Origin of the sequence: Novosphingopyxis sp., from assembly GCF_965218915.1 — a bacterium.
Taxonomy (GTDB): domain Bacteria; phylum Pseudomonadota; class Alphaproteobacteria; order Sphingomonadales; family Sphingomonadaceae; genus Novosphingopyxis.
In genome coordinates, this window is sequence record NZ_OZ244708.1 from 2111557 (window position 1) to 2125009 (window position 13453).

Sequence of the window (13453 nt, forward strand, 5' to 3'; positions counted from 1 at the left end):
TCGAATGCCCCATCCCTTCCGCCCCCCGCCCGAATGGGCACCGCATGAGGCGGTGTGGATCGGCTTCCCCGGCGACCCCGAGGAATGGCCCGTAGGCCTTGCCGAAGCGCAGCGAAACGTCGCCGCCTTCGCCGACGCCGTGCATGCGGGCGGCGCGGGCGAGCGGGTCGAGCTGATCGCGCGCACTGAGGGCGACGCGGAGACGGCGAGCAAGCTCGTCGGTTCCGGCGTGACCGTTTCGGTCGTTCCGTTCGGCGATATCTGGCTGCGCGACACCGGCCCGATCATCGTCGCCAACGGCAGCGCGCGACGCGCGCGGGGCTTCGGGTTCAACGGCTGGGGCGGCAAATATGTGATGGCGGGCGACGAAGCGGTGGCGGAGACGCTGGCCGGGCGCGCCGGGTTGCCGCTCGACCGCAACGACTGGATATTGGAAGGCGGCGCGATCGACGGGGACGGCACCGGCCTCGCCGCCACCACCGCGCAGTGTCTCGGCAACCCCAACCGCAATCCGGGCGCGCTGCGGGCGGATATCGAGCGCTGGCTGGCGAGCGATCTCGGCATCGACCGGCTGCTGTGGCTCGGCCAAGGCCTCGAAAACGACCATACCGACGGGCATGTCGACAATCTCGCGCGCTTCGTCGCGCCCGGTGTGCTCGCGTTGCCCGAACCGGCGGGAAGCGGCGATCCCAACGCGCAAGTCTATGCCGCCGCCGCCGCCCGCGCCCGCGCCTTCGGGCTGGACATCGCACCCCTGCCCTCGCCCGGCCGGTTCGAGCAGGACGGGGCGGTCGTGCCCGCCAGCTACATGAATTTCTACATCGGCAACGCGGCCGTCGCGGTGCCGACCTATGGCCGCCCGAACGACGCCGCCGCCGTGCGCGCGATCGGCGATCTGTTTCCGGACCGCGAAGCCGCCGGCATCGACGCGCGCGGGATCATTCGCGGCGGCGGGTCATTCCATTGCTGCAGTCAGCAGCTTCCCGCGCTATAGCCGCCAACACGATAGACAGAACGATGCTCCAAGGGAGAATGCCGACATGAAACGCCTGATTATCGCCGCCGCGCTGGCCGCCACGCCGTTCGCCGCCGTCACCGCCCAGGACGCCATGCCCGAAATGGGAACGGGCGATGCCATACCCGGCATCTCGGACGCGGCGCAGGCCAGGCTCGCCGCAGTACTCGCCGACGACGCCCGGGCCGAGGACGCGCAGCGCGACCGCTATCGCCACCCCGCCGAGACGATCGCCTTCATGCGCGTCGAGCCGGGCATGAAGGTGGCCGACTACGCGCCGGGCGGCGGCTGGTACACCCGCGTGCTCGCACCCTATCTGGCGGACGGCGGGCAATATGTCGGCCTGTTCTTCGCGCCCGATACGCTGCCGTTCGATGACGACGCCAAGGCGCGCATGCGCGCGCAGCCGGCCGCCTACCCCGCAGAAGAAGCCCGCCCCAACATTCCGGAAAGCCAACTCACCGCCTATTCCACCGACCGGATACCCGAGGCCGATCTGGGCACGTTCGACCGTGTGATCGTGATGCGCATGATGCACAACCTGATGCGCTGGAACGTCGCCGACAACGAGCTGAAGGCGATCCGCTCCATGCTGAAGCCCGGCGGCATGCTCGGCATCGTCCAGCACCGCGCCAAGGCGGACGCGACCGCCAATTATGCCGACGGCAATCACGGCTATCTGCGCCAGCAGGACGTGGTCGATTATGTCGAGGCGCTCGGCTTCGACCTGGTCGGCACGAGCGAGGTCAACGCCAACCCCAGGGACGACGCGGATTATCCCGATGGCGTCTGGACGCTGCCGCCCAGCTATGCGCTGAAAGACCGGGACAAGGCGAAATATACGGCCATCGGCGAGAGCGACCGCATGACGCTGCTGTTTCGCAAGCGCGGCTGACGCGGGCGCGGCGGCCGCTCGTCCAGGATCCTGACCCTAACCGAAGCGCCGAATCACCGCGCGCTCGAGCATGCGGTCGGCCAGCGAATAGTAGAGATGCGCGACGTCCCCGGCTTCGACCACCGATGCGGCGAAAGCGATGTCCGAGGCGCTGCGGTCCTGCTGCGGCGGCGGCACGATCAGCGGCTCGATGCAGCGATCGACCACCCGCGTGCAGTCCTTGTCGAACGCGATCCAGCCGATCCGCCAGCGCGCGTCGCGCGTCGCGCCGTTGTAGAACATCACCGGCCCGCCGGCCCCGTTATGCAGCATCGGCCCGGTCGACAGGTGCCAGCTGTCCCAGCCGTCGGGGCGCGGGGCGAAGGGCTGCGGTTGCTCGTGCCAGGGGCCGGCCGGCCCATCGCCCCGCGCCAGCCCGATCAGCGAGGCCTGATCGCGGGCATATTCGTAGAACAGCGTCCATTTTCCCGCCTCGGTCAGCTCGACCGTGGCCTCCTTGGTATTGCCCTGCGTCTTGGAGGAGGCGAGCGCGATGCCCTTCTTCTCCATCGAATGGACGTCCGGCCCCGAAGCGTAGAGCATCTGGCCCGAGGCCATACTCGCGTCGACACCGGTATAATAGACCAGAAAACCGCCCTGGGAGAGCACCACGGTGGGATCCTCGCATCCGCCGATGTCGAGCGGACCGGGGCCGGGCGCGATCACCGGCTGCTCGTCCATCGCGAATGTCAGCCCATCGCTGCTGGTCCCATACCAGATCGCGCCGGTGTCGCTGGCGGGCTCCCCAGCGCGCGGCACGGCGCGCACCAGCAGGCCGAGCCCGCCCGTCTCGAGCCGCCAGACGAACGGGCTCATCAGATCGCGGCCGGCCAGATCGCCGCTCGCGTTCAGTCGGATCGGCTCGATCGCCTCGACGGCGAAATCGATCTGGGCGGTACCTGGCAAGTCGGGTTCGTTCATAGAGGTCTCCTTTGGCGGGCGGGAGAACAGGCCCCCGTCGATATCGAACGCGGTGCCGGTGAAATGGCTGGGTGCGCCCGGCGGTTCATGCCTCATCGAAATCCTCTTTGAGGGCGATGGTCATGCCGAAGCGGCGCGCATCGCCGGGGGCGAGCCGCCGGCTGCCGGGTTTGTCGCGCAAATCGCCGTCCCAGCCTTCGGGCTCGGAAATCCCCGCCCAGGGTTCGATGCAGACATAACCCGCGCCCGGTTTGGTCCAGACGCCGAGCGTGGACATGTCCGGAAAGGCGATGTCGAGCGCCGGGTGGCCGGGCACGCCGTAGCGCACCGACCGGCTGGCGATGCCTTCGAAGATCATCGCGTCGTCGACGAACTGCTCGTCGTGCAGCATCAATATACGATCCCGGATCAGGCTGTCGTGCAACACCGGCGTCAGGAACCCGTCGCCATCGATCCGGCGCAGGGGCACGCCCTCCGGCGCGGCGAAGCGGATGCGGTGGCCGTCGCGCGGCGCGCCATAGGGCAGCGGCCAGCGGAATGCGGGATGGAAGCCGAAGGAAAAAGGCATTGGATCGTCACCGCGATTGGCGATCGTCGCGGTGATCCGCAGCGCTGCGCCCTCCAGCGCGAAACGGATCGCCAGCGTGAAGCGGAACGGGTAGCGCGCGAATGTCTCGGGACTGTCGGTCAGCGTCAGCACGGCGCTGTCCGGCGCGCTCTGCTCGGCGGCGAAGTCGGCATCGCGCGCGAAGCCGTGTTTGGGCATGGCGTAGCGCCGGTCGTCCAGCCGATAGCCGTCGTCGTGCAGCAGTCCGATGACCGGAAACAGGATCGGCGCGCGGCCTTTCCAGATATGCGGATCGCCGTCCCACAGCAGCGATCTGCCCTCGGCGTCGGCGATCGATTGCAATTCCGCGCCATGCGGCGAAACCGTGGCCGTCAGCGCGGGGGATGTCAGGGCGACGAGGCCGTCACGGGTCATGGCGCGTTCCGATATGCTGATCCTGGTTGAACGCGCGTGATGCGGATTGGGGTCCGCGGCCATCGGCCAATTCAAGCATTCTGTGATGGTAGCGATCATCCGGTGGTGGGCCGAGCATCGTTCGCTTCGTGGATAAGGGCGGGGGCGGGTGGCGCGCCAACGCCATCGATGGGACTAGCTTTGCGCATCCCCTCACCGGGATCCCCCCTATAGATTGCAAACCCGCTCCCTTTTTTCTCGTCGCCCCCAGCGAAAGCTGGGGTCTCGGGCCGGTTTGCATGACGCCAGAGATGCCGGCTTTCGCTGGCCTGACGAACGAATGGGAAGTGGCACAATGCGGTCTTTCAAATCCACCGCGTTTTTCGCTGTCCTACAGCGTACCATATAGGCTAAGAGACCGGACATGACCATAATATTTCCCCACTTGTTTTCCTGCACCGCTCGCCCTTTCGGCCCCGCAAAAAAACTTCCTCTGGACAGTGTGAAGTGTGTGAAGCTGGGCGGGCTCCCCGCCGCATTTTTTTTCGCGCTACTGCTCGCCGGTTGCGCCGACCGTGCGCCCGACCCACGCGGCGTCGATCATGACGAGACGCTGCTCACCGTCGCGGCCACCGGGCGCGCCGAGAACCGACCGGACGAAGCGCGCTTTACCGCCGGCGTGCAGACCATCCGGGATAGCGCCCGCGCCGCGAACGAGGCCAATGCTCAGGCGATGGAGAAGCTGGTCGCCGCGCTCGAGGCCGAAGGCGTTGCCGAAAAGGACATCCGCACGCAGACCATCAGCGTGAACCGCATCGGCTACGGCAAACAGGAGGGCCGGTTCGAGGCGAACAACAGCGTAGAGGTACGCGTGCGCGCCATCGACAAGGCGAGCGACGTGGTGGGGGCGGCCACGGGGGCCGGCGCGAACCTGCTCTCCGGCCCGGACTTGCGCCTGTCCGATCCGGAAGCGGCGAGCATGAGCGCCTACACCAACGCCTACCAAGCCGCGCGAGCGCGCGCGCAGGCCTATGCCGGGGCGGCGGGTCTCGAGATCGCCCGCGTGCTCGCGATCCGCGACGGCGCGCTGCAGGACGGGCCGATCCCCTATGCGCCGCCGCCGGTGGCGCGTCCGGTCTCGCCGCAAATGGAGCAAAGCGCCGCCCCCCCGGTGCGGCCCGGCACCACCACCAGCACCGTCACGGTGAGCGTGGACTTCGCGCTGGCCAAGGGGGAATAGCGATCCATGACCCGGATCAAGGTCGCCGCCCTCCAGCTCGCGCTGGATGCCGACACCGGCACCAACATCGCCGCCGTGAGCGATCTGGTCGAACAGGCAGCCGGGCGCGGCGCGCAGATCGTGCTGCCGCCCGAGCTGTTCGAGGGGCCGTACTTCTGCAAGGTGGAAGACGAGGCGATCTTCGCGCAGGCCCGGCCCGTCTACGAGCACCCTTGCGTGCTGGCGATGCAGAAGCTGGCGGCGGCGCTCGAGGTCGCGATCCCGACCAGCTTCTTCGAACGTGATGGCCCGCATCACTATAACAGCCTGGCCATGATCGGACCCGATGGCGAGCTGATGGGCGTCTACCGCAAGGCGCACATCCCCGACGGGCCGGGCTACGAGGAGAAATTCTACTTCCGCCCGGGCAACACCGGCTTCAAGGTCTGGGATCTGTTGGGCGCGCGCATCGGCGTCGGCGTCTGCTGGGACCAGTGGTATCCCGAATGCGCGCGGGCGATGGCGCTGATGGGGGCCGAGCTGCTGTTCTATCCCACCGCGATCGGCTCCGAGCCCCATGACGCCACGCTCGACACCCGCCACATGTGGCGCCGCGCGATGCAGGGCCACAGCGTGTCGAACTGCCTGCCGGTGATCGCCGCCAACCGTATCGGCGTGGAGGACGGCCAGGCGTTCTACGGCCACAGCTTCATCACCGACGAATGGGGCGAACTGGTGGAACGCTTCGATGGCGAGGAAAGCGGCGTGCTGCTGCGCGAAGTCGATCTGGAAGCCGCGGCCCGGCACCGCGCCGGCATGGGCTTCTTCCGCGACCGGCGCCCCGATCTCTACGGGCGGCTGGCCGATGATCGATAGCCCCGACGAAAAACGGCCCCGGATCGCTCCGAGGCCGCTTCCCGATTCAAAGCTTTACGGCTTACTGCGTGTCGCCGATGCCGGTCTCGCTCGGAGCGATCTCGCCATTGTCGTCCATCGCATTGGCTTTTTCTTCGCCCATTTCCTCGACCCGGTCGGCCTTGTTCTCGAGCATCTCTTCCTGAGCGTCGGTCGTGGCCATGTCGGCCTGATCGTCGATCGCATCGGCCTGCATTTCGGCGTTGTCTTCGACGGCGTCGGCTTCCTTGCTCTGACAGGCGGTCATCAAGGTGGCCGAGCTCAGCAGAGCGGTGGCCAGAACTAATTTACGCATTATATTCTCCCTAGTTGATCGCGGACGAACCGCTCGATCGGCGCGCAACTTCGCGATAAGCGCGCCCAGTTGCAAGCGAAAAGCGTCGAATGGCAATGAAGCCGTCATAATTCAGCCGCTCTCGGACGTACATGACCCGTTACGATACAAGGGTTTGGGTTGTCGTTTAGAAGGACGAAAATATTGCGCCGGCGTTGCTCGGAAGGAAGCCTGCTACCGCGCGTCGTGGAGTTTGATCGCCTGCCGGAACACATCCTCGAACATTGGAGCGGTGAGCCGCCCGGTGTTCGTATTATAGCGCGAGCAGTGATAGCTATCGATCAGTATGCGCCCGTCCGGCAGTTCGTGACGAGCGTTGTGGCCGAACGGAAAATCGACCAGCCGCCCGCCAGTGTGGCGCACGAAGCTGTCATGCGCGATGCGTCCCAGAGCGACGAAAATCCGCGCATTTGGCAATTCGGCCTCCTGCGCGGAAAGGAATGCCCGGCACTGGTTGATTTCTGCAGGCATAGGCTTGTTCTGGGGCGGCAGGCATTTGACCGCGTTGATGATGATCGCCCCGTCCAGCGCGAAGCCGTCGTCAACGCGCGAATCGTAACGGCCATGCGCAAGCTTCATTCTGGTCAGCGTTTCGAACAGCAGGTCTCCGGCATAGTCGCCGGTGAACGGCCGCCCGGTGCGGTTCGCGCCATGCTTTCCCGGAGCCAGCCCGATGATCGCGAGCCACGCCGCCGGATCGCCCCAGGCCGGGACCGGTGCGTTCCACCAGTCCGGATGTTCGGCGCGCAGTTGCTCTCGCAGCGCAACCAAGCGCGGACAAAGCTGACAGTCATGCGGCGGTTCGGTCGCGGCGAGCGGCATTTCGACAGGCCGGGGGTCGGTGCTCAGATCGGTCATGGCCGCTTGCCTATCGACCGCGTGCGCGCCATGCCAGCCCTTGTTGGCAGGCGGCAGTTCGGAGGGTGGATTTTGGGCGAACCCGCGAAGCATCGCTATCTGATCGCGCTCGGCTCGAACCGCCGCGACCGCCGCAAGCGAAAACCCGTCGCCGTCCTGAGCGCCGCTATTGCCGAGATTGAGCGGACATGCCGCGTGCTGGCGGTTTCGCCCATCGTCGAGACGGTCCCGCTCGGCCCCTCGCGCCGTCGCTTCGCCAATGCCGCGGCCCTGCTGCGTAGCGAGCGGAATCCGCCGCGGATGCTGGCCGAACTGAAGCGGATCGAGCGCGCCTTCGGACGTCGCCCGGGTCGGCGCTGGGGGGAACGGGTGCTCGATCTGGACATCGTCCTCTGGTCGGGCGGGCGGTTCGAGTCGCTAGGACTGGACATCCCCCACCCCGCCTTTCGCCAGCGCGCCTTCGTGATAGAGCCGGCCGCAGCCATCGCTCCCGCATGGCGAGACCCGGTGACCGGCCGGACCCTCCGCCAACTCGCGCAACGCCGCGCCGCGCCCAAGCCGCTTGACCGCAGACGACACCCTTTATAGGGCACCGGGCGGTGGGGCCCTTAGCTCAGTCGGTAGAGCAACTGACTTTTAATCAGTAGGTCGCTGGTTCGAACCCAGCAGGGCTCACCATCAATTACTATTCGTTGTGTGCGGTCGGCATCGGCATTTAAGGGACTATCGATAAGGCATGGCGATCGCGATCGGATCGGTCATCCTTGCCTGGGCTGGCCTGCGCAAATTCCATCAATTCATGGCGCGCCCGACAGGATTCGAACCTGTGGCCTCCAGATTAGGAATCTGATGCTCTATCCTGCTGAGCTACGGGCGCGTCGGGCGCTTTTTAGGGTGGGCGCCGCGGGCGGTCAATTCGCTTGCGCAGCCATGCCGCGGCGAACCGGCGAGGGAATCGGTCGGGCGTTGGCCAGCGCGGGAACTTGCACGCGCGCGCGCGCCACGGCTGCGAAGTCGATGTCCGCAAAGCCGACGCCGCGGCCCTGTTCCATATCGAGCAGCGTCCGGCCCCAGGGATCGATCACGACGCTGTGGCCAAAGGTCTCGCGGCCGTCCTCATGGCGGCCAACCTGCGCGGGTGCGGCAACGAAGCAGCCGGTCTCGATCGCGCGGGCCCGGGCCAGGACGTGCCAGTGTGCGCGGCCGGTGGGGACGGTAAAGGCTGCCGGTATCGTCAGCAGCCCGGCGCCAGCCTCCGCCAGCGTGCGGTAAAGCGCGGGAAAACGAATGTCGTAGCAGATCGAGAGCCCCACCTCCTGCTCGTCCATTTCTACCAGCACCGGCGCGTCGCCGCCCTCGTAAACGCGCGATTCGCGCCAGCTTTCTCCGGTGGCGAGATCGACGTCGAACAAGTGAATCTTGTCGTATCGCGCCGCGATCTCACCGTTCGGCGCAATCACCAGTGTGCGGTTGCGGCGCTTGTCGCCCTGCTTCACAGGCAAACCGAGATGGAGCCACAGATTGAGTTCGCGCGCGTTCTTTCGCAGGACGGCGATCTCGGGATAATCGGCCTCCGCTCGCACAGCGGCGCGCTCCCGGTCGCGGTCGAGCAGCAGCGACATTTCAGGCGTCAGAAGCGCGTCCGCCCCTCCGTCTGCCGCCACATCCATCGCCGCGGCGATCGCGTCGCCATTGCTCGCGGCGTCGATGCCGCTGGTCATCTGGAACAGCGCGAGCCGCATCAGTCCACCAGCATCGCATCCAACCTGCCCTCGCGCTCGAGCGCGGCGAGATCGTCGCTGCCGCCGATATGCGCGCCGCCGATGAATATCTGCGGCACGGTGCGGCCGCCGCCCGAACGCTCCAGCATTTCCTCGCGCTTCGGGCCGCCCATGCTGATGTCATATTCCTCGAAGGCCACGCCTTTGCCTTTCAGGAGCGCCTTGGCCCGGTAACAGAAGCCGCAGGTGAACTTGGTATAGATTTCGACTGTTTTCATAACCGGCAGTCTTAGCAGATTTATAAGGCGAGCGCAGATATTTCCGTCCGCCGGTCCCCGCCCGCCGCGATCACAGCACGCGAGCCCACGCTACCACGCCCACCCAACGCGCGCCCCTGCGTTTCAGGAGAGCCGCGCAGGCTGCGCTGGTGGCACCGCTGGTGTGGACATCGTCGACCAGGAGCAGCGCCCGGCCTTCCACCCGCTCGCGCTGACGCTCGCTCAGTGCAAAGGCGCCCTGCACCGCCCGCGCGCGCGCCTTGGCGCCCAGCCCGCGCAAGGGCGGCGTGCGCCGCGTGCGGCGGAGCAGCGCCGGATGGAAGGGCCGGTCGAGCCGCCTGGCCAGCGCCGCCCCGATCAGCACCGATTGATTGTAGGTACGCGCAAACAGCCGCGTCCAGTGCAGCGGCACCGGCGTGACCAGCAAGTCCTTAGGCGGGTCGGGCAGCAGCCGCGCCATATGACCGGCCATCATCCGCGCCGCGCCGAGGCCGCGCGAATATTTCAGCTTCAGCACCAGATCGGCCGACAGCCCGCCATAGGACACCGCCGAGCGCAACAGGTCGTAGCGCGGCGGATCGGCGAGGCAGGCGCCGCATAAGGGTTCACCTGGCACTTCATGCTCGAACGGCAGGCCGCACAGGCTGCACCACGGCGCGGCGAGGAAGACGATCTGCGCCCAGCAGGACTGGCAGAAGGCGTCGGCGCTTGCCTGTACGCAGCCGCATCCCGGACAGCGCGGCGGCAACGCGAAGTCCACGGCATAGCGCAAGGGGGCTGGCCAGATCGTCATGACGCGCATCTTGTCCCGCCCAGCCCGGCACGGCAAGAGACGGTGCATGTCAGACATGCCCCAGCTCTTCGATCGTGCCCGCCGCCGGCACTTGCGCGCCCGCTCCGCCGGTCAGCCCTCCGTCTTCCTGCAATGGATGGCAGAGGATCTGGCCGAGCGGCTGTCGGCGGTGGCGCGCGATTTTAGCGATATTCTGCTCATCGGGCCGCTCGCGCGTTTTCAAGGCGCGCTGCAGCTTCCCGCAGGTGCAAAAGTGAAGGTGGCGGCGCTCAGCGAGGCCGAGTCGGCTCTGGACGCAGTGCTGTGCGAAGAGGATAGGCTGCCCTTCGATCCCGGTTCGTTCGATCTGATCCTGTCCGCAGGCACGCTCGACAGCGTCAACGATTTGACCGGCGCGCTCATCCAGATTCGCCGTTCGCTGCGACCCGACGGACTATTCCTGGGGTCGATGTTCGGAGCGGGCAGCCTCATCCGGCTCAAACGCTGCATGATCGCCGCAGACGGCCCGCGCACCGCGGCGCATATTCATCCGCAGATCGACGTGCGCTCGGCCGGCGACCTGCTGGCGCGCGCGGGTTTCGCCATGCCGGTGGCGGACGGCGACCGGCTTACCTTGCGCTATTCCGATCCGATGCGGCTGGTGCGCGACATTCGTGAGGCTGGCACTGGCAACGCTCTCGCCGGGCCCCGCGCGGGCCTCGGCAAGAGCGGTTTCACGCGGCTGCTGGAAAGCTGGGCGGCGGTGGCCGAGGCCGACGGCAAGGTGTCCGAGCGGCTGGAGTTGATATCGCTCAGCGGCTGGGCGCCCGCACCGAGTCAGGCCAAGCCGGCCCGCCGCGGCAGCGGCACGGTCTCGCTGGCCGAGGCATTACGGCCGGACGACGAGAAACCGCGTTAGCGCGTCGCACAGCCGCCGGTCGGCGGGCGGCATGTCGAGCGTTGCGAGCATATCCGGAACAAACCAGGCGATCTGTGCGCCCGCTTCGCATGCCAGCGGCATGCCAGCCCAGCGCGGGCAGGCGTAGAGCATAAGCAGCAGGTTCCTGGTCCCCAGCGATGCGTCGGCAAAACCGATCTCCGAGAGATGCTCGGGATCCACCGCGACGCCCAGCTCCTCGGCCAGCTCGCGCACCAGCGCCGCCGATGCGCGCTCGCCATGCTCGATCTTGCCGCCGGGAAACTCCCACAACCCGCCATGGGAACGGTTTTCGGGCCGTTTCTGAAGCAGGATGCGGCCATCGCCATCGATCAGCGCGCCGGCCACCACGGGCAACACTGTCGGAAAATTTATCACGGTTGTCATCGGTTTTAAGACCTTCTTTACCGCGCCCTGCCAGAAGCGCCGCCAGACGTTACAAACCGTGATGCGGGAATTCGCTAATGGCCCAAATGCTTAAACGCATCGCCCGCAGTGAAGATGGCGCGACCGCAATCGAATATGGATTGATCGCCGCGCTCATATTCGTCGCGATTATGGGAGCCGTGGCGTCGATGGCCGGTGAAACGGTCGGCATGTGGAACGGCGTAGCCAACAAAGTTGTCGCAACCGCGAAATGATAACTTGGTGGGATTAATCCTTTTTAAGCGAATTGGACCTAATTTGACCGAAGTTGAACCAATTTGAATTCGCGGTTCGACGGGGTGATTGAAGCGCAAGTGCAAGGAGACCAAATATGCAAAAGATTCTTAGGATTTTCCGCAACGAAGAAGGTGCCACCGCCATCGAGTATGGCTTGATCGCCGCGCTCATCGCGGTCGCCGCCATTGCCGCCATGAGCGCGCTTGGTGGCAATCTGACCAACACCTTTAACGGTGTGAGCAACAAGATCGAAGCTGGCAACAAGAAGGGCGGCATCTGATAGCCGACTGAATGCCCGACTGAACATCGCTGGCGGCGGCATGCAGATGCCGCCGCCTTTTTCATGTGCGCTCAATAAGTCACGATCTTGTAACGCTGCCCGGCCTGAAGCCCTGCATTGCCGGCCAGGCCGTTGAGCGCCATGAACCGTTCGGTTTGCAGATTGTCATAGGCCATGCGCCGGGCCAGGCTGGTCGCCGTATCGCCGCTTTGCGCGGTCACGACGTCGATCCGGCGCGGCTTGATCTGCGCGGCATCGGCGGCGCTGAGACGCGACAGGCTCTGGAACATGGGCCCGAACGGATTGCTGCCAGCCGGCGTCAGCGTGACGAAGTGATAGGCCTGCGTTCCGGAGAACTGATAGGCGAAGACGGTGACGTCGACCTGCCCGTTCTGCGTGGCCGCCCGCGCGGTCTGATAGGCGGCCGGTATGCCGTTCACCGTCGTGCGCTGAAGCTGGCCCGCCTGCAGCTGCGTATCGCCCGCGACCGAGCGCAGGGCAGTGGCGATATAGCTTTGCAGATCGCCGTTGAACGAGGCCGTGGCGAACTGCGCCTGACCGTTCTGCCCCTGGATCGACACCGCATTGGCGCTGTTCGACATGCCATAGCCCTGCGGTACCGAGAAGCGCAGGCCCAGGTCTGGATGCAGGAATGTTCGGCCTTCAATCACGCCCTGATGCGGATCGTCGCCATAGAGAATGCCGTCGATCGCGGCGAGATGCTGGTCGCGGTTGCGGATGCCGCCGGGGGCATAGGTTTGCGCCACCTGCCGCGAACGCACGACACGCCGCGCGGGATCGGGATGCGTGCTGGCCCATTCAGGCACCGAGCGCGCGTCCTGCCCGGCGGCGCGCTGGTCGATTGCCGTTTGCGCGGCGAGCGAGGCGAGCATGTCGGACAGCGCCACCGGATCGTACCCGGCCTGCGAGAGATAGCGGACGCCCAGATCGTCGGCCTCTTCCTCCTGCCCGCGCGAATAGCTCAGCGTGTAGAACTGCGCCGCTGCAGGAGCATATTTCTGGATCGCGCCGCCAAGCGAGCCGAGAATACCACCATTATTACCAAGAAATCCTCCAAGCACCTGACCGAGTACGCCTGCCAAGCCAGCCTTGGTCTGCGCGCTCTTCCTATCACCGGCATGATTGGCGGCGACATGGCCGACTTCATGGCCGAGCACGCCCGCCATCTCCGCTTCGTCATTGGCCAGCGCGACCAGCTGGCGCGTGATATAGACATAGCCGCCTGGCGTCGCGAAAGCGTTGTTTACCGGCGAATTGAGCAACGAGACAGTATAGGCACTCTCGCTGTTCGCCAGACCCGATTGCACCGCGATCTTGCGGCCGACCGCGGTCACATAGCCGGCTTCGTTCCCCTCGGCATAGAGTCCACCGAATTCCTTGACGATTTCTCCATAGGCCGCTTGGCCCTGCTGGCGCGCCTGCGGCGTTACCGGCTGGGCGGTAACGGTGTCCCCGGCGGTGATGGGATCGCCATAGCCGGTGCTGGTGCAGGATGTCAGAGCCAGAGCCGTGGCTCCGCTCGCCAAGATCGCACGATAAAAACGCATCGTTTTCCTCCTCTGATGTCTAGTAAAAGGAGAAACGGCATGGCGCGCGAAAACGTTCCCTTACCGAAACGGAATGG

General features: G+C 66.0%; 17 protein-coding genes and 2 tRNA genes. 9 read left to right on the top strand and 10 right to left on the bottom strand.

Going from position 1 to position 13453, the window contains the following annotated elements; translation table 11 throughout:
• Positions 1-4: 4 nt before the first annotated feature.
• On the top strand, positions 5-994 hold the full coding sequence (locus ACOQPC_RS09830) for an agmatine deiminase family protein (RefSeq protein ID WP_420605559.1): 990 nt from the start codon (positions 5-7) through the stop codon (positions 992-994).
• Between the two features lie 46 nt (positions 995-1040).
• The gene (locus ACOQPC_RS09835; protein WP_420605560.1) at positions 1041-1910 is read left to right on the top strand and encodes a class I SAM-dependent methyltransferase; all 870 of its coding nucleotides are present in this window, start codon (positions 1041-1043) and stop codon (positions 1908-1910) included.
• A 36-nt stretch (positions 1911-1946) separates the two neighbouring features.
• Here the strand turns inward: ACOQPC_RS09835 and ACOQPC_RS09840 are convergent, their stop codons facing one another.
• Together ACOQPC_RS09840 and ACOQPC_RS09845 are read right to left on the bottom strand one after the other, a co-directional pair.
• The gene (locus ACOQPC_RS09840) at positions 1947-2966 is read right to left on the bottom strand and encodes a glycosidase (protein WP_420605561.1); all 1020 of its coding nucleotides are present in this window, start codon (positions 2964-2966) and stop codon (positions 1947-1949) included.
• Positions 2956-3852: an aldose 1-epimerase family protein gene (locus ACOQPC_RS09845; protein WP_420605562.1), complete on the bottom strand. Its 897-nt coding sequence runs from the start codon at positions 3850-3852 to the stop codon at positions 2956-2958. Before ACOQPC_RS09845 ends, ACOQPC_RS09840 begins: the two co-directional genes overlap by 11 nt.
• 481 nt (positions 3853-4333) lie before the next feature.
• Between ACOQPC_RS09845 and ACOQPC_RS09850 the strand changes: the two genes are divergently transcribed.
• Both ACOQPC_RS09850 and aguB read left to right on the top strand, forming a co-directional pair.
• Positions 4334-5071, top strand: a complete 738-nt coding sequence (locus ACOQPC_RS09850) for an SIMPL domain-containing protein (RefSeq protein WP_420605563.1) — start codon at positions 4334-4336, stop codon at positions 5069-5071.
• A gap of 6 nt (positions 5072-5077) precedes the next feature.
• Positions 5078-5926: an N-carbamoylputrescine amidase gene (gene aguB / locus ACOQPC_RS09855; RefSeq protein ID WP_420605564.1), complete on the top strand. Its 849-nt coding sequence runs from the start codon at positions 5078-5080 to the stop codon at positions 5924-5926.
• A gap of 61 nt (positions 5927-5987) precedes the next feature.
• On the opposite strand, the gene ACOQPC_RS09860 is transcribed toward aguB, so the two are convergent.
• On the bottom strand, positions 5988-6260 hold the full coding sequence (locus ACOQPC_RS09860; protein WP_420605565.1) for a hypothetical protein: 273 nt from the start codon (positions 6258-6260) through the stop codon (positions 5988-5990).
• A gap of 213 nt (positions 6261-6473) precedes the next feature.
• Positions 6474-7157 (bottom strand): uracil-DNA glycosylase, encoded by a 684-nt coding sequence (locus tag ACOQPC_RS09865; protein ID WP_420605566.1) that lies wholly within the window; start codon positions 7155-7157, stop codon positions 6474-6476.
• A gap of 72 nt (positions 7158-7229) precedes the next feature.
• On the opposite strand from ACOQPC_RS09865, the gene folK reads away from it, so the two are divergent.
• Positions 7230-7745, top strand: coding sequence for a 2-amino-4-hydroxy-6-hydroxymethyldihydropteridine diphosphokinase (folK, locus tag ACOQPC_RS09870; protein WP_420605567.1), 516 nt, complete (start codon positions 7230-7232; stop codon positions 7743-7745).
• 14 nt (positions 7746-7759) lie between these two features.
• Positions 7760-7835, top strand: a tRNA-Lys gene (locus tag ACOQPC_RS09875).
• Between the two features lie 122 nt (positions 7836-7957).
• Here the strand turns inward: ACOQPC_RS09875 and ACOQPC_RS09880 are convergent.
• The 4 genes from ACOQPC_RS09880 to ACOQPC_RS09895 form a co-directional block, all read right to left on the bottom strand.
• Positions 7958-8034 (bottom strand) — tRNA-Arg (locus ACOQPC_RS09880).
• 34 nt (positions 8035-8068) lie between these two features.
• On the bottom strand, positions 8069-8899 hold the full coding sequence (locus tag ACOQPC_RS09885; protein ID WP_420605568.1) for a carbon-nitrogen hydrolase family protein: 831 nt from the start codon (positions 8897-8899) through the stop codon (positions 8069-8071).
• Positions 8899-9156 (bottom strand): glutaredoxin 3, encoded by a 258-nt coding sequence (grxC, locus tag ACOQPC_RS09890; RefSeq protein ID WP_420605569.1) that lies wholly within the window; start codon positions 9154-9156, stop codon positions 8899-8901. The genes ACOQPC_RS09885 and grxC overlap by 1 nt, the downstream gene beginning before the upstream one ends.
• A 70-nt stretch (positions 9157-9226) precedes the next feature.
• Complete coding sequence (locus ACOQPC_RS09895) at positions 9227-10006, bottom strand: ComF family protein (protein WP_420605570.1); 780 nt, start codon at positions 10004-10006, stop codon at positions 9227-9229.
• Here ACOQPC_RS09895 and ACOQPC_RS09900 point away from each other — a divergent pair.
• Complete coding sequence (locus ACOQPC_RS09900; protein ID WP_420605571.1) at positions 9996-10847, top strand: methyltransferase domain-containing protein; 852 nt, start codon at positions 9996-9998, stop codon at positions 10845-10847. The genes ACOQPC_RS09895 and ACOQPC_RS09900 overlap by 11 nt on opposite strands.
• On the opposite strand, the gene ACOQPC_RS09905 is transcribed toward ACOQPC_RS09900, so the two are convergent.
• Positions 10818-11252, bottom strand: coding sequence for a (deoxy)nucleoside triphosphate pyrophosphohydrolase (locus tag ACOQPC_RS09905; protein ID WP_420605572.1), 435 nt, complete (start codon positions 11250-11252; stop codon positions 10818-10820). The two genes, ACOQPC_RS09900 and ACOQPC_RS09905, sit on opposite strands and share 30 nt — an antisense overlap.
• A gap of 77 nt (positions 11253-11329) precedes the next feature.
• Here ACOQPC_RS09905 and ACOQPC_RS09910 point away from each other — a divergent pair, with 77 nt between their 5' ends.
• Positions 11330-11506 (top strand): Flp family type IVb pilin, encoded by a 177-nt coding sequence (locus ACOQPC_RS09910; protein ID WP_420605573.1) that lies wholly within the window; start codon positions 11330-11332, stop codon positions 11504-11506.
• Between the two features lie 116 nt (positions 11507-11622).
• Complete coding sequence (locus ACOQPC_RS09915) at positions 11623-11808, top strand: Flp family type IVb pilin (protein ID WP_420605574.1); 186 nt, start codon at positions 11623-11625, stop codon at positions 11806-11808.
• Positions 11809-11879: 71 nt separating this feature from the next.
• On the opposite strand, the gene ACOQPC_RS09920 is transcribed toward ACOQPC_RS09915, so the two are convergent.
• Positions 11880-13376, bottom strand: a complete 1497-nt coding sequence (locus ACOQPC_RS09920) for a M48 family metalloprotease (RefSeq protein ID WP_420605575.1) — start codon at positions 13374-13376, stop codon at positions 11880-11882.
• Positions 13377-13453: the final 77 nt, after the last annotated feature.

Excerpts from the sequence above, each read along its gene's own strand:
- ACOQPC_RS09830 (WP_420605559.1), top strand. The coding sequence starts at position 5 with ATGCCCCATCCCTTCCGCCCCCCGCCCGAATGGGCACCGCATGAGGCG.
- ACOQPC_RS09835 (WP_420605560.1), top strand. The coding sequence starts at position 1,041 with ATGAAACGCCTGATTATCGCCGCCGCGCTGGCCGCCACGCCGTTCGCC.
- ACOQPC_RS09840 (WP_420605561.1), bottom strand. The coding sequence starts at position 2,966 with ATGAGGCATGAACCGCCGGGCGCACCCAGCCATTTCACCGGCACCGCG.
- ACOQPC_RS09845 (WP_420605562.1), bottom strand. The coding sequence starts at position 3,852 with ATGACCCGTGACGGCCTCGTCGCCCTGACATCCCCCGCGCTGACGGCC.
- aguB (WP_420605564.1), top strand. The coding sequence starts at position 5,078 with ATGACCCGGATCAAGGTCGCCGCCCTCCAGCTCGCGCTGGATGCCGAC.
- ACOQPC_RS09860 (WP_420605565.1), bottom strand. The coding sequence starts at position 6,260 with ATGCGTAAATTAGTTCTGGCCACCGCTCTGCTGAGCTCGGCCACCTTG.
- ACOQPC_RS09865 (WP_420605566.1), bottom strand. The coding sequence starts at position 7,157 with ATGACCGATCTGAGCACCGACCCCCGGCCTGTCGAAATGCCGCTCGCC.
- ACOQPC_RS09885 (WP_420605568.1), bottom strand. The coding sequence starts at position 8,899 with ATGCGGCTCGCGCTGTTCCAGATGACCAGCGGCATCGACGCCGCGAGC.
- grxC (WP_420605569.1), bottom strand. The coding sequence starts at position 9,156 with ATGAAAACAGTCGAAATCTATACCAAGTTCACCTGCGGCTTCTGTTAC.
- ACOQPC_RS09900 (WP_420605571.1), top strand. The coding sequence starts at position 9,996 with ATGTCAGACATGCCCCAGCTCTTCGATCGTGCCCGCCGCCGGCACTTG.
- ACOQPC_RS09895 (WP_420605570.1), bottom strand. The coding sequence starts at position 10,006 with ATGTCTGACATGCACCGTCTCTTGCCGTGCCGGGCTGGGCGGGACAAG.
- ACOQPC_RS09905 (WP_420605572.1), bottom strand. The coding sequence starts at position 11,252 with ATGACAACCGTGATAAATTTTCCGACAGTGTTGCCCGTGGTGGCCGGC.
- ACOQPC_RS09910 (WP_420605573.1), top strand. The coding sequence starts at position 11,330 with ATGGCCCAAATGCTTAAACGCATCGCCCGCAGTGAAGATGGCGCGACC.
- ACOQPC_RS09915 (WP_420605574.1), top strand. The coding sequence starts at position 11,623 with ATGCAAAAGATTCTTAGGATTTTCCGCAACGAAGAAGGTGCCACCGCC.
- ACOQPC_RS09920 (WP_420605575.1), bottom strand. The coding sequence starts at position 13,376 with ATGCGTTTTTATCGTGCGATCTTGGCGAGCGGAGCCACGGCTCTGGCT.